Raw genomic sequence first — 19,208 nt, 5'->3', positions numbered from 1 at the left:
TGAGCCGCTGGCGATCAGCGACTCAAAAACTCAGCCCCAGATAGCTCTCAATTTTGTTGGCAGAAAACTCCAACATGTCAGCTGAAAGCGCAGGCTGCACACCAATCCAAAAGGTGTTGGCCATGACTCTGTCAGTATTTATCAAATCACCGCTTACGCGGTAGTCGACCCCACGCATATAAGGTTGTCGCGTCAGATTCCCGGCAAAAAGAAGACGACTTCCTACTTTGTTCTGATCCAAATAGGTCAACAGGTCCAATCTGGAAACTGGGCAACTGTCCTTGAGCGTGATCGGAAACCCGAACCACGATGGGTCGGAATGCTCGGTGGCGACTGGCAAATCCAAAAACTCTTCACACGACCGAAGGCGCTCGTTCAAAAAAACAAAGTTCTCTTTACGGGCCGCGATGAACTGCTGGGCTTTGCCCAACTGCGCCAAACCGCACGCAGCCTGCATGTCGGTAATCTTGAGGTTATAGCCCAGGTGACTATAGGTGTATTTGTGGTCGTAGCCGTAGGGCAGGTCGCCCAATTGCTGACAAAAGCGTTTGCCACACGTGTTGTCTTTACCGGGCTGGCAATAACAGTCCCGCCCCCAGTCTCGAAAACTCTCGGCGATGGATTTGAGTTCGTCGTGGTTGGTGAATACCGCCCCACCCTCTCCCATCGTGATGTGATGGGCCGGGTAAAAACTCAGTGTGGCGATGTCGCCAAAGGTGCCTACCATTTGCCCACGATAGGTGCTGCCCAATGCGTCGCAACAGTCCTCCACCAGCCACAGCTGGTATTTTTTGCACAGGGCAGTGACCACATCCAGATTGAACGGATTGCCCAGCGAGTGCGCCAGCATGATGGCCTTTGTTTTCGGGCCAATGGCCGCCTCTATCTTGCTGGCGTCGACGTTATGGGTCAGGCGGTCCACATCCACGAATACAGGCACAGCACCAAACTGAAGAATGGGGTTCACGGTGGTTGGAAATCCCGCCGCCACCCCGATAACCTCATCACCCTTTTTGATGGCCCGGTCACCAAGTTTCGGGGAAGTGAGCGTATTGAACGCCACCAAGTTGGCTGATGAACCCGAGTTGACGGTTATCAAGTGCTTGACGCCAATAAAGTTGGCAAGTTCCTTTTCGAATTCCGCGTTAAAGCGACCGGTGGTGAGCCAGCCATCAAGCGACGCGTCCACCATATTTTTCAGCTCTGCCGCGTCAATCAGCTTACCGGAGGGCGGCACGGCGATCAGGCCAGGCAGGAAGGGCACGGGGGCCAGCGCCAGTGCCGCATATTGATCGACCAGATCGGCAATGGCTGCGCGAATCTCATTTTTATTCATGTGTTTGCCTCGTATGCATCCATGTCCGACCAGCACAGCGCAAGCGCATCGGCTCCAGCATGTTGGGCCTGGTACCAGGCCATGGTGCGCTCTACAGTTTGGGACAGCGTCCAGCGCGGCTGCAGACCTAACAGGGTGCGCGCCTTCGCCGTTTCCAGCGCTAGCCATGCAGCTTCGTGCGGCTCATTGCTATATTTTTTATGGCAACTTATGCTATTTCGACAAGGGCCAGATGCCATTTTCATTACTTTTTCAACTGTGGCAGCCTCAGCCGTTGCGGGGCCAAAATTGTAGGCCCCGGCCAGCGTGGGGCTCGCCCAAAGTACTTGCGCGAGTCGCAAGTAGCCCGCCAGCGGCTCCAGCACATGCTGCCAAGGCCGAACGGCTTGCGGGTTGCGTATATCAAGCGGTAGCCCTGCCTGCCAAGCGCGCACGGCATCAGGAATAAGCCGGTCTTCAGACCAGTCCCCGCCACCAATCACATTGCCAGCACGGGCACTGGCTACCGCCACGCCCTGCTGCGCCAAAAAGGCATCTCGGTAGCTGGCAATCACCAACTCGCTGGCAGCTTTGCTGGCGCTGTAAGGGTCGTGGCCACCCAAGGTGTCGTCTTCACGATAGGGATAGGGCTGCTCACGGTTGAGATAGACCTTATCGGTTGTCACCATCACGGCCACGCGTACGCTGGCTTGGTGACGCAAGGCGTCCAGCAGATGGGCCGTACCCATCACGTTGGTAGCAAACGTGTGGAGTGGGTCACCATAGCTGGCGCGCACCAAGGGTTGCGCGGCCAAGTGGAACACGATCTCTGGGGCGGCGCATTGAACTATCGCGGCCAACTGTTGCGCATCGCGGATATCGCAAAAGTGGCTGGTCATGCCTTGGGCGACACACGCTGCTTCAAACAGATTGGGCTGGGTTTGCGGCGGCAAGGCAATACCGGTGACATGGGCACCGAGGCGTTGCAGCCACAGCGCCAGCCAACCGCCCTTGAAGCCGGTGTGACCGGTCAGCACAACGCGCTTACCTTGCCAGAACGACATCTGTGGCGACATCACCAAACCTTCCAGGGGGCTTTACCGGAATGCCACAGCTCTTCAAGCAGGGTCATCTCGCGCAAGGTGTCCATAGGCTGCCAAAAGCCCTGATGTTCAAAAGCCATGAGCTGGCTTTGCTGAGTTAATGTTTCTAGCGGAACGCCCTCCCAGGACACAGCGTCACCCTCAATCAGGTCCAACACCTTGGGCGACAACACAAAATAGCCGCCGTTGATCAACCCGCCATCCCCTCGCGGCTTTTCAGCAAAAGCACAAACCTGGTCAGCTTCCAGCTGCAGCGTACCAAAACGACCTGGAGGCTGCACCGCAGTCACCGTGGCCAGCTTGCCATGGGTTTGGTGAAATTCGATGCTGGCTCGAATGTCGACATCCGACACACCGTCGCCATAGGTAAAACAGAAGGATTTTTCGTCCTTGAGGTACGGCGCGACCCGCTTGAGACGTCCGCCTGTTTGCGTGTCCTCGCCGGTGTCCACAAGCGTCACTCGCCAAGGCTCAGCGTGGCGTTCATGCACCTCCATGCGGTTGGATGCCATGTCAAAAGTAACATCCGACATGTGAAGAAAGTAGTTGGCAAAGTACTCTTTGATGACGTAGCCCTTGTAGCCGCAACAAATGATGAACTCATTGACGCCGTGAGCTGAATAGCTTTTAAGAATGTGCCACAGGATAGGCTTGCCACCAATCTCAATCATTGGCTTGGGTTTGAGGTGGGTTTCCTCAGAAATGCGTGTGCCCAACCCCCCGGCAAGAATGACTGCTTTCATGGTAATCACCACCCCATTTCATAAAGAGCCCCGACTATAAAACTGAACCCCCTGCACGTAACCTGGCAATTGAGCTGATTTCCGGCTTCAGTTTGACAAGCAGCCACAAACACCTTTTCGCAACAAGTTGTCATAGCACACGCATTGCGCCATCCCTGTGTAGGAATTTGCCTTACGCAATGCCATCAAAACGACGACACCCGCAACATCCAAACACTGATTCAAGTTTTTGGACCGGGCTTCCAGAATCGGACCCAAGGTTATGAACACGGCAATTAGGCCGCAAACACCATCCAATTGATTGACCTATTTTTCTGGAGCCGACCATGAACGACGACCAACTCTCCCGGGAAATCCGTGATGCAAACCTCACCTATCTGATGCTGGCCCAAAACGTGATTCGCCGCGACAAGGCCGAGGCACTGTTCCGCTTGGGCATCTCGGAAGAATCGGCCGACATGATTGCGATGCTGTCACCCGCGCAAATTCTGAAGATTGCGTCGAGCCCGATGCTGCTGTGCCGCTTCCGCGTGGATGACGACATGGTCTGGAACCTGTTGACCAACCACACTGCCGCCAAGGTCGACAACGATGCCACCACCAAGTTACATGCCAGCATCCTGATGGCCGGCCGTTTTGCCGAAGCCCTGTAAGGAGTCGCACCATGGCCACCACATCAACCAAAAGTGTTCTGAACGACTCCAAGCAGGTGGAACGCGCTGTGGCGTTGATCCAACTGGGCGCCCGTCTGCAGGTGTTAGAGAGCGAAACCAACCTCTCCTACGAGCGGCTGCTGCGCCTGTACAAAGAGGTGGCCGGCAAGTCGCCTTCCAAGGGCCAATTGCCGTTTTCTACCGACTGGTTCCTGACCTGGCAACCCAACATCCACGCCTCACTGTTTCTGAACACCTATGAATACCTCAACAAAGTCAGCGCCTTAGAGGACATTGAGGCGATCATGAAGGCCTACCGGCTGTACAGTGAGCAAATCGCCACCTGCGGCGTGGAACCCCTCTTGAGCATCACCCGTGCCTGGCGCCTGGTGAAGTTTGTTGACAACCACATGTTGGCCATGACCAAATGCAGCAAGTGCGGCGGACATTTTGTCAGTGAGCCCTACGAGAATTCGCGCCACTTTGAATGCGGCCTGTGCACACCGCCAGCACGTGCAGGCAAAGGCTCCGCAGGCGGCGGCATACTGCTGCACTAAATATGCTACTATTAAGATAGCAAATAGCCCATACCCGATAAGGGCTATGGGCTATTTTTTTATATAGCTCAAGTCGCCTGAAAGCGGGACGATATGATAGAGACGCAGGGCGCGCCAAGCGTGCGACCCCACTTCCCTAACAATCGCCCCTCTTTTAAGTAACCCGCCTATGTTCGTTATTGTTGGTTGGCTGATCGTGATGGTGTGCGTCTTTGGCGTGTACATCTTTCACGGCGGCAACATCATGGTGGTCCTGAAGGCTCTGCCGTTTGAGTTGATCACCATTGGTGGCGCCACCTTGGGCGCCTTTGTGGCCAACAACCAGATGAAGGTCATCAAGTCCAGCATCAAGGGTCTGGGTACCTGCTTCAAAGGCAGCAAGTACACAAAAGCACGCTACATGGACCTGCTGGCCTTGCTGTACGACATCTTGCAAAAGGCCCGCAAGGAAGGCCTGATGGCCATTGAAAAAGATGTCGAAGACCCGCATTCCTCTGAAATCTTCAAAAAACATGGTGCGGTAGGTAGTGACCACCATGTGGTGGAGTTCATCACCGACTACTTGCGCATGATGGTCTCGGGCAACCTCAACGCCCATGAGATCGAGTCGCTGATGGACAGCGAAATCGACACACACCACGCCGAAGAACATGCCGCAGTGGCGGCGCTGCAACGCGTGGCAGGCGGCTTGCCCGCGTTTGGTATCGTGGCCGCTGTGCTCGGGGTGGTGAACACCATGGGTTCGGTGGGGCAACCACCGGCTGTGCTGGGCGGCATGATTGCATCGGCGCTGGTGGGCACGTTCCTGGGTATTTTGCTGGCGTATGCGTTTGCTGAGCCCCTGGCAGGCCTGCTGGAGCAAAAAGTGGAGGAAGCTGGCAAAGAATTCCAATGCATCAAGACGACGCTGCTGGCCAGCATGCAGGGCTACAACCCCGCTACAGCCATCGAATTTGGCCGCAAAGTGCTGTTCTCGACGGAGCGCCCCTCGTTTGTCGAGCTGGAAGCCTTTGTCAAAAAGAAATAAACATCTGAGTCACCAGCATGGCAACCGACGCCAAGAAACTCCAGCCGATCATCATCAAACGGGTGAAAAAGGCCGGCCATGTCGCCCATGGCGGCGCCTGGAAGATCGCCTACGCCGACTTTGTGACCGCCATGATGGCGTTCTTTCTGCTGATGTGGCTGCTGGGCAGCACATCAGAAGGAGACAAGAAAGGCCTTTCAGACTACTTTTCATCCCCCTTGAAAGTCGCCATGGAAGGTGGCCCGGGCGCCGGGGCCAGCCAAAGTGTGATCAACGCCGGAGGCAACGATCTGACACAAACCTCCGGCCAGTCCAAACGAGGTGACGGTGCCAGTCCTGCGGCACGCAAACTCTCCGGTGAGCAGGACCGGGTATCGCGCGCCCGAAAAGATGCACAACAGATGGCGCAATTGAGCGCCAAGATCAGCGCCATGATTTCCAGCAACCCCAAGCTGGCGGAGTTCAGCGACCAGATCAGGCTGACCATCACCCCCGATGGCCTGCAAATCCAGATCGTGGATGATCAGAAACGACCCATGTTTGACAGCGGCAGCGCCAGCGTCAAACCGTATATGCGTGACATCCTGCAACAGATAGGGCTGGCGCTGGTGGATGTTGACAACAAACTCAGCATCGACGGGCATACCGACCAGACGCCCTACGCCAGCGGTGTACGAGGCTACAGCAACTGGGAGCTCTCCGCAGACCGGGCCAATGCATCCAGACGCGAGCTGATGTCTGCAGGTGTGCCCGATGACAAGGTGGCCCGCGTCATGGGTCTGGCGTCGAGCGTCTTGCTCGACGCAGAAAATCCGCGCAGCCCATCCAATCGTAGAATCAGCATTACCATCTTGACTCGTGAAGCAGAAGAACGCCTGCTGGGAGCCAGGCGGGTGAATGGCCCAGCGACAACTGAAAATGCAACAAAACCGGATCAAACAGGTGTTGCCCCCACTGTCAATCCCTAAGCTTACGTGACATCATGATCGGAAATCACTTTATGACAATTCCAGTTTGCGCCATTGAAAGGTTACCTTATGGCCAATGATCTCAAGTTCTTGGTGGTTGATGATTTCTCCACCATGCGGCGCATTGTGCGCAACCTGCTCAAGGAAATCGGCTACTCCGAGGCGGACGAGGCCGAAGATGGTGTGGTCGCGCTCAACAAGTTGCGAAACTCCAGCTTTGATTTTGTGGTGAGCGACATCAACATGCCCAATATGAACGGGTTTCAGTTGCTCAACGAAATCAAAAAAGACGACAAGCTCAAACACTTGCCGGTCTTGATGGTGACAGCTGAAGCGCGCAAGGAAGACATTGTGATGGCCGCGCAGCAAGGCGCTGCGGGCTACATCGTCAAACCGTTCACCAAAGCCACGCTGGAAGACAAAGTCAACTTGATCCTGTCGAAGCTGGGGATGAAATGACCGGCGGCACCGCTCCCAGCTCTGCGGCTGGCACGCCAGAACTGTCTCAGGATATTCACCAGCGCATTGGCGTCCTCACGCGCCAGCTCCATGACTCACTGAATGGCTTGGGACTGACGGACAAGGTCAAAGACTGGGCAGAGGAGATTCCAGACGTCAAAAGTCGTCTGTCCTACATTGCCCGTCTGACCGGCGAAGCTGCGGAGAAAGTGCTCAACAGTGTGGATCAGGCCAAGACACACCATGACTACATTGCAGCTGAAACGCGCCGCATTGGCGCTCTGATCGTCAAGGACCCGGTGGCGGCTGTGGCCAAGGGCCATGTGATGAACTTCATCACCGATGTCGAAGAAGCCACCAAACACATCGACAAGAACCTGACCGACATCATGATGGCGCAGGACTTTCATGACCTGACCGGGCAGGTGATCTCCAAGGTCGTCAATCTGGCTGCCAACATTGAACAGCAGTTGGTGCAGTTGCTGATTGTCACGGCGCCGACGCCGCCGGTGAACAAGCCGGTTGAAACAGCCACAAGCACTTTTGTGGTGCATGAGCACCCAGTTCTGCAAGGTCCCGTGGTTAACCCCGAAGGTAATCCCGACGTGGTCAAAGGCCAGTCCGAAGTGGACGATTTGCTCGCCAGCCTGGGCTTCTAACACGGACAGAAACAAGCAGGAAAACGCCCTGCTTATCGCGCTTTAGTTCCAGAAGCGCAAAAAGACAATGGGAAGAACACGAGGTGTCTTCCCACATGGAATCCAGCAGTCAAGATCGCAACTTACCCGCATCAGAGCGCAAGCTGCAAAAAGCGCGTGACGACGGCCAAGTAGCACGCTCACGCGATTTGGCACACTTGGCCGTCTTGGGTGGCGGTGCGGTGACACTGATGGCTTTGGCACCGACCATGTTTGGGCAATTCAAGGCCCACATGGGTTTGCAATTGCTATTTGATGCGCAAACCCTCAAAGACCCGATGATCATGGTGAACCGCCTGGGTGCCATGACAGCCGTGGGGCTGGTGGCCAGTGCCGTGTTTGCCGCCATCGTCAGTGCCATCGCGATCCTCGGTACTGTTGCGACGGGTGGCTGGGTGGCCAGTCTGAAACCCATCACCCCAGACTTCAGCCGCCTCAATCCACTCTCGGGTTTCGGTCGTTTGTTCACCAAAGACAAGGCCACCGAAGTAGGCAAGATGGCATTCATCGCCTTGATGCTGCTCCTGGTGGGCTTCAACTACCTCAAGGGTGGCCTCGACACCCTGGGCGCACTCGTGCTACAGCCCTCAGCCAAATCCTTGAGTTACCTGGCCGACTGGATCACCACGGGCATGGGCCTGATGCTGCTGGTGGTGCTGGTGGTTGCCATGGTGGACGTGCCTCTGCAGTCTTTCCTGCACAAATCGCGCATGAAGATGTCGCACCAGGAAATGAAACAGGAAAGCAAAGAGTCTGACGGCAACCCCCAAATGAAGGGCCGGATGCGCCAGCGTCAGCGCGACATCGCCAACGGCAACAGCATCTCCAAAGTGCCCAAGGCCGACTTTGTGCTGATGAACCCAACCCACTATGCTGTAGCCATCCAATACGACGACAAAACCATGCCGGCCCCGAGGGTCATTTCCAAGGGTGCCGACCTGCTGGCCTTCAAGATCCGCGACCTGGCCAAGGAAAACGCGATCCCCGTGCTGCAATCCCCCATGCTGGCGCGCGCTTTGTATGCCAATGCGGAAATCGACCAGGACATCCCCACCAGCCTGTACACCGCCGTCGCCCAGGTGCTGGCCTACATCTACCGGCTCAAGGCCGCCATGCGCGGTGACGGCCCCTTGCCAGGCGAGGTGCCTGTGCCCTTTGTGCCACCGGAACTGGACCCTCTGTCCAAAGTGATTGCGGCTGAAACACCATGAATACAAGCTTCAACACCGTCAAGGCCTGGTTTGGCAACAACTCCGCGCTGATGCAGGGAGCGGCGGCGCCCATGCTGGTGGTGGCCATTTTGTCGATGATGGTGCTGCCACTGCCGCCCTGGATTCTGGACACCTTCTTTACCTTCAACATCGCTGTGGCGCTGATGGTGATGATGGTGGCAGCCTACATGCTCAAGCCGCTGGACTTTGCCGCCTTCCCGGCGGTGTTGCTACTCACCACCTTGATGCGGCTGTCTCTCAACGTGGCGTCTACCCGTGTGGTGCTGCTGGAAGGTCACACCGGACCGGGTGCCGCCGGTGCGGTGATTGAGGCTTTTGGCCACTTTTTGATTGGCGGCAATTTTGCTGTCGGTCTGATTGTGTTCTCCATCCTGGTTGTTATCAACTTCATCGTGGTTACCAAAGGTGCCGAGCGGATCGCGGAGGTTTCTGCCCGCTTTGCACTGGATGCCATGCCTGGCAAACAAATGGCGGTGGACGCCGACCTGAACGCAGGCCTGATTGATGAGAAGGAGGCCAAACGCCGCCGCGCCGAGGTGTCTGAAGAAGCTGACTTCTTCGGCTCGATGGACGGCGCCTCCAAGTTTGTGCGCGGTGATGCGGTGGCGGGCATCCTGATCTTGCTGATCAACATTTTTGGCGGCTTCACGGTCGGTGTGCTGCAACATGGCCTGAGCGCCTCGCAAGCCGCCGACTCCTACATTCTGCTGGCGGTGGGTGATGCCTTGGTGGCCCAGATTCCAGGCTTGCTGATCTCGGTAGCAGCCGCCATGGTGGTGTCACGCGTCGGCAAAGAGCGTGATCTGAGCGGGCAGATCGTCAACCAGATGTTCATCTCGCCACGGGTGCTGGGCATCACCGCCACCATCATGGGCATTCTGGGGATCATTCCGGGCATGCCACATGTGGTGTTCATCGGCATCGCCTTGTTGCTGGGTTATGGCGCCTGGGCGCTGGCGCACAAGCCCGCACCCGTTGAAGAAGTCGCTGCGGCACCCGTCGCCGCAGCGGATGGCGAAGCCAGCTGGGACGATTTGCAGCCGGTCGACCAACTCGGCCTGGAACTCGGTTACCGGCTGATCACCTTGGTGGACAAAAATCGCCAAGGTGATTTGTTAACCCGTATCAAAGGTGTGCGCCGCAAATTCGCCCAGGAGGTGGGCTTTTTGCCACCACCGGTTCATGTGCGTGACAACCTGGAACTCAAACCCAGTGGTTACCGCATCACCCTGCGCGGCGTGATTGTGGGTGAAGGCGAGGCCTTTCCCGGCATGTTTCTGGCCATCAACCCGGGGGGCATCAGCACCCCGTTGATCGGCACCCCCACCACCGACCCGGCATTTGGCCTGCCCGCCCACTGGATCGACGCGCAGCAAAAAGAAGCGGCACAAATGGCCGGATTTACCGTGGTTGATTCCGAGACTGTGATGGCCACGCATTTGTCACACTTGATGCAAGTTCAAGCGGCGAAATTGCTCAGCCGAACCGAAACCCAACAACTGGTAGAACACGTGGCCAAGCAGGCACCCAAACTGATTGAAGAAGTCATTCCCAAAATGGTTCCGATTGCCGTCTTCCAGAAAGTGCTGCAACTGCTGCTGGAAGAATCCGTGCACATTCGGGACATTCGCACCATCATCGAGTCACTGGCCGAGCATGCTGGTGCGACCAACGACCCGGCCGAGCTGGCCAAGCGGGTGCGCGTGGCCCTGTCACCTGCCATCGTGCAGCAGATTTACGGCCCAACCCATGAGCTCAACGTGATTGCCATCGACCCATCTCTGGAGCGCCTGCTGGTGCAGGCCCTGGGTAACACCACCGGTCAAGGTCAGGCACTGGACCCGGGTGTCGCAGACATCCTGACCAAAAAGGCCGCCGAAATGGCCCTCAAACAAGAAGAAATTGGTATACCCGCCTGCCTGCTGGTACCAGACCAGATCCGCAGCGCCATCGCCCGGCTGGTGCGCCGTGTCGCGCCGCGCTTGCAGGTCTTGGGTCACAGCGAAATACCTGAATCACACACCATCCGAATTGGCCCCATCCTTAAAGGTGCAGCATCATGAACATCCAACGCTTTACTGCCCCCACCGCCCGGGAAGCCCTCGCCAAAGCACGCATGGCTTTTGGGGACGGCACCTTGATTCTGTCCAACCGCCCCACCGCATCAGGTGTGGAAGTGGTGGCTACCGGAGAAGACACGCTGGAAGCGCTGGACCGCAACGAGGAAGCTCGGCAAAAACAGCGCCAGACCCCGTCCAAAACGGCGCCATCCGTCAACCCGGACAGCCAGGTGATCGAGGACACCGCCCAGCTCGCCATGAGCACCCTGTCGTTTCAGGACTATGTGCGCGAACGCATGCTGCGCCGCCGCCATGAAGCTTTGGCCGTTCAAACCGCACCAGCGCAAGCGCCACAGGAGCTGTCAGAACCACCCGCACGTGCGCCGATCCGTCCTGCACCCATGCCGATTGCTCGCAACGTGTCGGTGGCACCAGACATTGCCCCGATACAGGTTAAGAAGGCGGCCCCGCGTGCACCACTGGCCACACCCAGCGCCGCCCCGTCGCAAGGTATTGTGGACGAACTGCACGCCATGAAAACGCTGATTGAGGACCGCTTCAACACCCTGACCTGGCTTGGCCAGGCACGGCAGAACCCGATCCAGTCCAACCTGATGCTCAAGCTGATCCGCTCCGGCTACTCACCTGCGCTGGCCAGAACCATCATGGAACGTATGCCGGAAGACCTGAATGCCGCCGACGCCACACGTTGGGTCATGGACGTGCTGACCCGCAATCTGCGCACCGATGCCGCATCCAGTGCCATCCATGAACAAGGTGGCACATACGCCCTCGTGGGTGCCACCGGTGTCGGGAAAACCACCACCGCAGCCAAGTTGGCCGGCTTGTGCGCACGCACCTACGGCCCGGCCAGCGTGGGTCTGATCACACTAGACACCTATCGGGTGGGCGCCCATGAACAGTTGCGCGCCTATGGCCGTATGCTAGGGGTGGTGGCCCATCTGGCGCATGATCGCGCCGCCTTGCAAGACCTGCTGGGCCTGTTGTCCAATAAAAAGATGGTGTTGATCGACACCACCGGCATTGCCCCCAACGATCCGCGCAAACGCGACATGATGGATACGCTGGACCTGCCAGAAATCCATCGCCTGCTGGTCCTCAATGCGGGCGGCCACGGGGACACCCTGGATGACATGGTCAACTCGTTCAAAACAACCGGCCTGCAACAAACGATCCTGTCCAAAACAGATGAGGCCGCCAAGATTGGGCCGGCACTGGACGCCACCATCCGTCACCAGCTGGTACTCAGAGGTGTCACCACCGGCCAAAAGGTTCCTGAAGACTGGGAACGCGCTGATGCAAGCAACCTCGTCGCGATGTCGATGCGTGCGCCCGCCAAGTCGGCGTTTGACCCCAAGATGACAGACTTGGGCTTCTTTTTTGCCGAGTCCACCCGGATGCAACCGGGACAACTCCATGCTTGAACCGTGCATCAATCAGGCCGCAGGCTTGCAAAGCCTGGCTTTGCAACAGGTGCCCCGACTGATTGCGGTCACCAGCCATGGCCAGCAGCAAGGTGAATTGCCCTTGCTCTGGGGTCTGTGTACCAGTTGGGTCAGCATGGGGCTGTCGGTGATGGTGCTGGACGGCCACACCCCAGAATCGCCGGACAACCCGGGTCTGACCCAATGGCTCAACAACCCGCTGGATCGCCAGGGGGATGAAGGCAACCCGGTCTCCTGGACCGTCATCCCTGCGGCACAAGGCCTTGCCCGCTTGTCGGTGCATGGTTTGCTGAACAGCCCCGTGGGAGAATTGTTCAAAGCCTATGCGGTGGTGCTGGTGTATGCCGACGCCGAATCTTTAACACTCTTGCTGCGCGGCAGCGCCCTGGCGCCGCTGGTGGTCGTTCCACCGGCCCAGGCGGCCACGATCACCGCCTACCAGGCCTTGAAACACCTGTTGGTCAATGGCCAACTGCGACCAACTGTTGCTAATATCGTGGCCGACGCCAACACCACCATGCCCAAGCCACTGTCCTCACCCGCCCAAACCGTGATGAACTGTGCCTCGAACCATTTGGGCTACAGCGTCAAACCGGTGACCATCACCGCCAGCGCCCGGGCAGACCGCTCACAGGACGATGTCACCCGGCTGGCCATGCAACTGCTTGAAAGTGCCATCCAGCTGAACCACGCGCCGCTGGGGAGGGTGCATTGATGTACACCGCCAAGGGACAACTGGACCGCAATGCGCTGATTCGCCAGTACCAGCCCTTGGTGCGCAAGCTGGCGCACCACATGATGGCCAAACTACCTGCCAACGTGCAAGTGGATGATTTGATCCAGGTCGGCTTGATTGGTCTGTCCGAAGCGCTGACACGGTTCGAGGCCACCCAGGGTGTGCAGTTTGAAACCTTTGCCACCCAACGCATCCGCGGCGCCATGCTGGACGAGCTGCGTGAAAACGATTGGGTGTCACGCGGCACTCGCAAGAGCCAGAAGGACATCGAAGAGTCACTGCGCCGGCTGGAGCACCGACTGGGCCGCAGCCCGCTGGAGAGCGAGATTGCCGCCGACCTGGGCATGAGTCTGAGTGACTACCAGAGCCTGCTGGGCAAGGTCAAAGGTACCCAGCTGGTCTATCTGGAAGACATGAACCACAGTTCAGATGACGAAGACAGTTTTCTGGACCGGCATATGGGTGACACTGAAGCCGACCCCCTGAACATGTTGCGTAACCAACGCCTGCGCGAAGCCCTGGTGGCAGCCATCAAGAATCTGCCCGAACGCGAACAGTACATCATGAGCATGTACTACGAGCAGGACATGAACCTGAAAGAAATTGCAGCTGTGCTGGACGTGACCGAGTCACGTATCTGCCAGTTGCACAGCCAATCGATTGCCCGCCTGCGGGCCAAAATGCGCAGCCACTGAGCTGAAGCGGTATTGGCATGCCTGCCAATCAGGCTCGCAGCCGCCGCGTCCGGACACCCGTGCCCCACACTTTGATGCACCCAAGGGTGCATCAAGTCAGCAGCAATAGGACGGTTAGGCGCTGATCACCTGGAATTCACCACTTTGACGACCGGCGCTGCCATAGGGCTGGCGGCGGAACCTGCCCGCTGCGGGCGCATAGGTGTGGTTGCGGGTGGCTGGAATCAGGTTGCCCAGCGAGATCTCGGCGAGAAAGCTGCGGCGCATCAAAGCCTCCCGACAGGCATCAAACGACGCCATCGTTTGGAGCATGCGCAGCTTCAGGGGCGACGGCAGCTGCGTATCCAGCGCAGAAATCTGCGGCAAACGCGACAACTCAAGAACAGCGGCCTGTAAATTGGCACTGGCATGGACCAGATCGCCAGAATCCGGATCGAGCAAACAACGGGAGACTTGGACGAGGTGGGTATCAATGGTATCCAGATGTGACTGGATCAAGCGGTTTGGCATGGTGCACCCCCTAAGCTAAAAGCCAGGGCAGTGTCACTGCCCCGAATCAAACGCTGCTGCGTTTCAACATATCCTGTGCATTGGACAACAACTTGTCGGCAATCACTCCGGGGTTGACCACATAGGTGCCATCCGAAATGGCTTGTTTGATGGTGCTGACCTTGGCCATGTCGACATCTGCCACGTCGCCGGACCCGTCCATTTCCAAGGATCTGGCCAAACTGGACACAGTCACCGCCACACCTGCCGTTGGCGCGCTTTTGGGAGCACTGGCACCAGGTTTCACCTGCGCGCCCACCGCCTGACCACTCTTGGCAGGGAAAGATGCAGCGGTGCTGCTGATGGCAACGTGGTTGTCTGTGGGTTTGATGGTGGTCATGGTGGTCTCCAAAACTACTATAAGAGTAGCCTCGTAGGAACACTTTCGGCAGAAACAGCCGCAACTTTAAACCTATTTGCAAAATCGCCTCAGAACTCACAACACAACCCTCACGGTGCGCTCGTCTGACACTGTCCCGGTGATGACTTGGCCGTTGTCCATGCGGACCATCGCATTCTGGCCAATCACCCCGGCAGACAAGGCTTGCGCCCGGGTGGCGATCTCAAAACCAACACCCACCGCCACCACACGCACCTGGGCGCCGGTCTGAAACACCTGCGCGGCCTTGACCATGTCCTGGCGCAAGGCCTGGCCCGTGGACAGCAGTCGGGTCGCGGCCTTGCCCACCCAGGCGCTCTGGTTGGCCACAATGGCTGCGTTGCCCTCAGCCCAATCCACCTCCATCGCCATAGCATCAGAGGCCTGCAGTGTGGCGCCGGGCGCCACCTGGCCTTTGATCACCCAGGCCGGGCCCATCGCCTTGACCGTGATCGGCAAAAAGACGTTCCACTTGACAGCACCCTGAACACAACGCAAACCCAGGCGCGTCTTGCCCCACAGCCGGACATTGGGCGGCAAATAGGGTTCTACGTGGGCACAGGGGGCCAAGCTCAGTCGGCGGTCCAACTGGCCAACCACCACCTCCATGCGCAGCGGCAACTCATAACGCTGCTGCGACAACATGTCATTGACCCAACGTTGCGCCGACGCATACAGATCATCACCCTGAGCACCAGGCGTGACCGGCTGGGCGTGGCTGGCATGCCATGCCCCAGCCGCCACCCACAAGGTGGCAAGCATCAGGCGGCGAGACCATCGCAAGAAGTGATTCAACATGACGTACCCCTACACAATGACAAGCACTTTAATCGTGACACCCCAGGGCAGACGGCACAAGTAAACGGGGTTTGCCCCTTTATTCGGGGTTTAGAAAAGCGACGGCGTTTTCATAATCTGCCAGACCGTGATCCGTCTGCCTCACAAGCAGCGGCTCCACATCACAGAAAGCAGAGGTGTTGCATGTTCGCGAAATTAACCAGTGGTTTGGACTTTCATGCCAAAGCCTTGGTGCTGCGTGCCGAACGCCAACGCATTCTGGCCAGCAACATGGCCAACGCCGACACCCCCGGCTATTCCTCGCGTGATTTCAACTTCAAGGAAGCCCTGAGCCAGCAGACCCAAACAAGTGATAGCGAACTCTCCAGATCTGGCAAGGGCTTGAGCCTCAAAAGCAGCACAATTGCCACGGACAGCAGGCACCTGCAGTTACCCGCTCTGGCCAGCAGCGAACTGAGTGGCAGCAACACCATGGGGTACGGCGTGCAGACCCAGCCCAGCGTGGACGGCAACAGCGTCGACATGGACCGCGAACGGGCCAACTTTGTTGACAACTCGGTGCGATACGAGTCCACCTTGCGTTTTATCAACGGCCAGTCCAAAACCATTTTGAGCGCCATTCAGGGTCAATAGCCCTGAGACCTGCGGAGCAACACCATGTCGATGTTTTCAATTTTCAACGTCTCTGGCAGCGCTATCAGCGCCCAGTCGCAACGGCTCAACGTGGTCGCCAGCAACCTGGCCAACGTGGACGCGGTGGCCGGCCCGGACGGCCAGGGCTACAAAGCCCGCCAGGTGGTGTTTCAGACCACCCCCATGGGTGGTGACGCCACGGCGGGTGTCAAGGTCAGCTCGATCACGGAGAGCAATGAACCGTTCAAACGTGTGCACAACCCGAACCATCCCTCGGCAGATGCCGATGGCTATGTGAACTACTCCAACGTGAACCCGGTGGAAGAGATGGTGAACATGATCTCCGCCTCGCGCTCTTACCAGAACAACATCGAAGTGATGAACACCGCCAAGTCCCTGCTGCTCAAAACGCTGCAGATGGGCCAATAACTTTTTAAGGATGCCCTCATGTTGACCGGAACCTCCTCTGCCACAAGCACCAGTTCATCGACCGTTGGTGCCAGCACCACCACCAAATCCAGCTCGGAAGTGGCGCAAGACCGTTTCCTGAAGCTGCTGGTGGCGCAACTCAACAACCAGGACCCGATGAACCCGATGGACAACGCCCAGATGACCAGTCAGATGGCGCAGATCAACACCGTGACCGGTATCCAGCAAGTGAACGACACCCTCAAGAGCATGGGTGACCAGTTCACCGCCATGCAGGTGCTGCAGGGCTCCAACATGGTCGGACACGATGTGCTGCTGGCTAGCAACACCCTGTCCATCAGTGAAGGCAAAGCCGCCGGTGCGGTGAACCTGACGGGGCGTGCCGAGAGCGTCAAGGTCGATATCCTGTCGCCAGCCGGGACCGTGATCGACACCGTCAACATGGGCGCACTGGAGGCCGGCCAGCACAACTTCTCCTGGGACGCTTCCAAATACAGCTATAGCGGCAACCCCACGTTCAAGGTCACCGCCACCCTGGGTGGCAAAGCCATCGACAACACCGCCATGGTCCGAGCCAAGGTGCAATCCGTCAGCAGCGAAGACGGCGTCATGAATGTGCAACTGGCGGGCCGCAGCGCGGTCCCCTACAGCAGCATCAAAGCCATTTTGTGATCCCCCATTGATTTAACAAGGAACCCACCATGTCATTCCAAACCGGACTCTCAGGGCTCAACGCCTCCAGCCGCAGCCTGGACGTGATCGGCAACAACATCGCCAACGCCAACACCACTGGCATGAAATCCTCGCGCACCGAGTTTGGTGACCTCGTTGCCTCGACCCTGGGCGCCGCAGGCGGCGGCGGCGGCGCAGGCATTGGTGTGGCCGTGTCGGCGATTGCACAGCAGTTCACCCAGGGCAACATCAACACCACGGGCAACAGCCTGGATGTGGCGGTCAACGGTGGCGGCTTCTTCCAGCTGACCCAGCCTGACGACTCCACCGCCTACACCCGAGATGGCTCCTTCAAGTTGGACAAAGATGGCTACATTGTCACCAACACTGGCGCCAACCTGATGGGCTACCCCACGGACACCGCAGGCAAAACCACCAGTACAACCGTCCAAAAAATGCAGTTGCCAACCACCGCGCCGATTCCGGCAAAAGCGACCACTGCCATCACGGCGGAGTTCAATCTGGACGCTAGGGCGGTGGAAGCTGCATCAGTGACCCCACCTACGCCCAGAACCACCTACGGCACCTCACTGACGGTGTATGACTCCCAAGGCGTCGGTGTTCCCCTCAATCTCTATTTTTCAAAGGCAGCCACCACCACCACCGACAACTGGGACGTGTATGACGTCGCCACCGGTGGCACGCCCTTGTTTCAATTGCAGTTTGATGGCAACGGCAAACTGGTGTCACCCCTGACCGCCCCTACCCTGACGATTGCAACACCATCAACGACCACCCCAAGCATCACGGCCACGCTGGACATCAGCAAGGTCACGCAGCGTGGCTTGGCCTTCTCCGTCTCGGACCTAACGCAAGACGGTTATGCCCCAGGTGAACTCACCGGTTTAACGATTGGTGAAACCGGTGTCATCACCACCCGCTACTCCAACGGACAAACCCAGTTCAAGGGGCAAATTGCCCTGACCGACTTCCGCAATACCCAAGGTCTGCAGCCGCTCGGTAACAACGCCTGGGCCGCCACCTACTCGTCAGGCGATCCAGTTCAGGGCGCACCCGGTGCGGGGCGCTTCGGCGGCTTGCGCGCTGGCGCCCTGGAAGAATCCAACGTCGACCTGACCTCCGAGCTGGTCAACATGATGACCGCGCAGCGCACCTACCAGGCCAATGCCCAAACCATCAAGACACAAGACCAGATCATGTCCACGCTGGTCAACCTGCGTTGATGCAACTGAACCCCTTGCGAGTTTGACCAGGAGCCACCATGGACCGTCTGATTTACACCGCCATGACCGGGGCCAGTGCCGCCGCCAACCGGCAGGCCGTGTTGTCCAACAACCTGGCCAATGTCTCCACCAATGGTTTTCGGGCCGAGTTGTCCACCTACCGCGCCGTACCGGTGCGTGGTGAGGGGTCCACTACCCGGGTCATGGCGCTGGAAGCCACACCGGGCTTCTCTGACCTGCCCGGCGCTCCCCAGCGCACCGGGCGCGGCATGGACGCCATGACCACCGGAAACTCCTGGTTTGGGGTGCAAGGACTCGACGGAACCGAGGCTTACACCCGCAACGGCTCTCTGGAAGTTGACTCCGAGGGAACGCTCAAGACCAATACCGGCTTGACCATTTTGAGTGACGGCGGCGCACCCATCGTGGCCCCCATCGGCGCCGAGGTGACACTCGGCAGCGACGGCACGGTCACCGCCAAGGTGGGCAACCAGGCGCCCACCGGCATCGGCCGACTCAAACTCGCCACGCCGGATGCCGAAGACCCGCTCAAACGGGGTGAGGACGGCCTGTTTCGCACCACCTCGGGCGAGCCGATGCCCAACGACGCCAACGCCCGCCTGCAACTCGGGGTGATCGAGGGTTCCAACGTCAACGCGATTGAGACCATGGTCGGCATGATCCAGACCGCCCGCCAGTTCGAGGCCCAAACCCGGCTGATGCAGACCGCCGAGCAAGACGACCGCGCTGCGGCTCAGTTACTCAGCATGCAAGGCTGATTTTTTCCAGGAC

At 58.3% G+C, this 19,208-nt stretch carries 22 protein-coding genes; 16 read left to right on the top strand and 6 right to left on the bottom strand.

The window, feature by feature from the left end; all coding sequences use genetic code 11:
* Nucleotides 1–22: 22 nt before the first annotated feature.
* The 3 genes from rfbH to rfbF are packed head-to-tail and all read right to left on the bottom strand — an operon-like array spanning nucleotide 23 to nucleotide 3,161.
* A complete protein-coding gene (rfbH, locus tag KKO72_RS12160; RefSeq protein WP_214938611.1) occupies nucleotides 23–1,336 on the bottom strand; it encodes a lipopolysaccharide biosynthesis protein RfbH in 1,314 nt (437 codons plus the stop codon).
* Nucleotides 1,333–2,391, bottom strand: coding sequence for a CDP-glucose 4,6-dehydratase (gene rfbG / locus KKO72_RS12155; RefSeq protein WP_214938609.1), 1,059 nt, complete (start codon nucleotides 2,389–2,391; stop codon nucleotides 1,333–1,335). Before rfbG ends, rfbH begins: the two co-directional genes overlap by 4 nt.
* Nucleotides 2,391–3,161, bottom strand: a complete 771-nt coding sequence (gene rfbF, locus KKO72_RS12150; RefSeq protein ID WP_214938692.1) for a glucose-1-phosphate cytidylyltransferase — start codon at nucleotides 3,159–3,161, stop codon at nucleotides 2,391–2,393. The genes rfbG and rfbF overlap by 1 nt, the downstream gene beginning before the upstream one ends.
* Before the next feature lie 326 nt (nucleotides 3,162–3,487).
* On the opposite strand from rfbF, the gene flhD reads away from it, so the two are divergent.
* From flhD to KKO72_RS12095, 11 genes are all read left to right on the top strand, one after another.
* Complete coding sequence (gene flhD, locus KKO72_RS12145; protein WP_214938607.1) at nucleotides 3,488–3,814, top strand: flagellar transcriptional regulator FlhD; 327 nt, start codon at nucleotides 3,488–3,490, stop codon at nucleotides 3,812–3,814.
* 11 nt (nucleotides 3,815–3,825) lie between these two features.
* On the top strand, nucleotides 3,826–4,371 hold the full coding sequence (gene flhC, locus KKO72_RS12140) for a flagellar transcriptional regulator FlhC (RefSeq protein ID WP_078366648.1): 546 nt from the start codon (nucleotides 3,826–3,828) through the stop codon (nucleotides 4,369–4,371).
* 169 nt (nucleotides 4,372–4,540) lie between these two features.
* Nucleotides 4,541–5,398: a flagellar motor stator protein MotA gene (gene motA, locus KKO72_RS12135; protein WP_180124707.1), complete on the top strand. Its 858-nt coding sequence runs from the start codon at nucleotides 4,541–4,543 to the stop codon at nucleotides 5,396–5,398.
* A 17-nt stretch (nucleotides 5,399–5,415) separates the two neighbouring features.
* Nucleotides 5,416–6,366: a flagellar motor protein MotB gene (gene motB / locus KKO72_RS12130; protein WP_214938605.1), complete on the top strand. Its 951-nt coding sequence runs from the start codon at nucleotides 5,416–5,418 to the stop codon at nucleotides 6,364–6,366.
* A gap of 69 nt (nucleotides 6,367–6,435) precedes the next feature.
* Entirely contained in the window at nucleotides 6,436–6,825 is a 390-nt protein-coding gene (gene cheY, locus KKO72_RS12125; RefSeq protein ID WP_078366651.1) for a chemotaxis response regulator CheY, read from the top strand.
* Nucleotides 6,822–7,484: a protein phosphatase CheZ gene (locus KKO72_RS12120; protein ID WP_214938603.1), complete on the top strand. Its 663-nt coding sequence runs from the start codon at nucleotides 6,822–6,824 to the stop codon at nucleotides 7,482–7,484. Before cheY ends, KKO72_RS12120 begins: the two co-directional genes overlap by 4 nt.
* A 95-nt stretch (nucleotides 7,485–7,579) precedes the next feature.
* The gene (locus tag KKO72_RS12115) at nucleotides 7,580–8,734 is read left to right on the top strand and encodes a flagellar biosynthesis protein FlhB (RefSeq protein WP_214938601.1); all 1,155 of its coding nucleotides are present in this window, start codon (nucleotides 7,580–7,582) and stop codon (nucleotides 8,732–8,734) included.
* Nucleotides 8,731–10,818 carry a flagellar biosynthesis protein FlhA gene (gene flhA / locus KKO72_RS12110; protein ID WP_214938599.1) on the top strand — a complete coding sequence of 696 codons (2,088 nt, stop codon included), beginning with the start codon at nucleotides 8,731–8,733 and terminating at the stop codon, nucleotides 10,816–10,818. Before KKO72_RS12115 ends, flhA begins: the two co-directional genes overlap by 4 nt.
* Nucleotides 10,815–12,260, top strand: coding sequence for a flagellar biosynthesis protein FlhF (gene flhF / locus KKO72_RS12105; protein WP_214938597.1), 1,446 nt, complete (start codon nucleotides 10,815–10,817; stop codon nucleotides 12,258–12,260). Before flhA ends, flhF begins: the two co-directional genes overlap by 4 nt.
* Entirely contained in the window at nucleotides 12,253–12,996 is a 744-nt protein-coding gene (locus KKO72_RS12100) for a hypothetical protein (protein ID WP_214938595.1), read from the top strand. Before flhF ends, KKO72_RS12100 begins: the two co-directional genes overlap by 8 nt.
* On the top strand, nucleotides 12,996–13,712 hold the full coding sequence (locus KKO72_RS12095) for an RNA polymerase sigma factor FliA (RefSeq protein WP_214938593.1): 717 nt from the start codon (nucleotides 12,996–12,998) through the stop codon (nucleotides 13,710–13,712). The genes KKO72_RS12100 and KKO72_RS12095 overlap by 1 nt, the downstream gene beginning before the upstream one ends.
* Nucleotides 13,713–13,826: 114 nt before the next feature.
* Here the strand turns inward: KKO72_RS12095 and KKO72_RS12090 are convergent, their stop codons facing one another.
* The 3 genes from KKO72_RS12090 to flgA all read right to left on the bottom strand — a co-directional run bounded on the left by KKO72_RS12090 (nucleotide 13,827) and on the right by flgA (nucleotide 15,438).
* Entirely contained in the window at nucleotides 13,827–14,222 is a 396-nt protein-coding gene (locus KKO72_RS12090) for a hypothetical protein (RefSeq protein WP_214938591.1), read from the bottom strand.
* Between the two features lie 46 nt (nucleotides 14,223–14,268).
* Nucleotides 14,269–14,601 carry a flagellar biosynthesis anti-sigma factor FlgM gene (gene flgM, locus KKO72_RS12085; protein WP_214938589.1) on the bottom strand — a complete coding sequence of 111 codons (333 nt, stop codon included), beginning with the start codon at nucleotides 14,599–14,601 and terminating at the stop codon, nucleotides 14,269–14,271.
* 96 nt (nucleotides 14,602–14,697) lie between these two features.
* Nucleotides 14,698–15,438: a flagellar basal body P-ring formation chaperone FlgA gene (flgA, locus tag KKO72_RS12080; protein WP_214938588.1), complete on the bottom strand. Its 741-nt coding sequence runs from the start codon at nucleotides 15,436–15,438 to the stop codon at nucleotides 14,698–14,700.
* Nucleotides 15,439–15,621: 183 nt separating this feature from the next.
* Between flgA and flgB the strand changes: the two genes are divergently transcribed.
* Genes flgB through KKO72_RS12055 form a run of 5 tightly spaced genes read left to right on the top strand, consistent with a single transcriptional unit; the run spans nucleotide 15,622 to nucleotide 19,195 of the window.
* A complete protein-coding gene (gene flgB / locus KKO72_RS12075; protein ID WP_214938586.1) occupies nucleotides 15,622–16,071 on the top strand; it encodes a flagellar basal body rod protein FlgB in 450 nt (149 codons plus the stop codon).
* 24 nt (nucleotides 16,072–16,095) lie between these two features.
* Complete coding sequence (flgC, locus tag KKO72_RS12070) at nucleotides 16,096–16,500, top strand: flagellar basal body rod protein FlgC (RefSeq protein WP_214938584.1); 405 nt, start codon at nucleotides 16,096–16,098, stop codon at nucleotides 16,498–16,500.
* A gap of 18 nt (nucleotides 16,501–16,518) precedes the next feature.
* Nucleotides 16,519–17,172, top strand: a complete 654-nt coding sequence (locus tag KKO72_RS12065) for a flagellar hook assembly protein FlgD (protein WP_214938582.1) — start codon at nucleotides 16,519–16,521, stop codon at nucleotides 17,170–17,172.
* Nucleotides 17,173–17,201: 29 nt separating this feature from the next.
* Entirely contained in the window at nucleotides 17,202–18,416 is a 1,215-nt protein-coding gene (gene flgE, locus KKO72_RS12060) for a flagellar hook protein FlgE (protein ID WP_214938580.1), read from the top strand.
* A 38-nt stretch (nucleotides 18,417–18,454) separates the two neighbouring features.
* Nucleotides 18,455–19,195 carry a flagellar basal body rod protein FlgF gene (locus tag KKO72_RS12055; protein ID WP_214938578.1) on the top strand — a complete coding sequence of 247 codons (741 nt, stop codon included), beginning with the start codon at nucleotides 18,455–18,457 and terminating at the stop codon, nucleotides 19,193–19,195.
* Nucleotides 19,196–19,208: the final 13 nt, after the last annotated feature.

The organism is Rhodoferax sp. U11-2br, assembly GCF_018619435.1.
Classification (GTDB): Bacteria; Pseudomonadota; Gammaproteobacteria; order Burkholderiales; family Burkholderiaceae_C; genus Rhodoferax.
The sequence above is the reverse complement of the archived record's forward strand: the minus strand, read 5'-3'. Positions and strand labels throughout refer to the sequence as shown.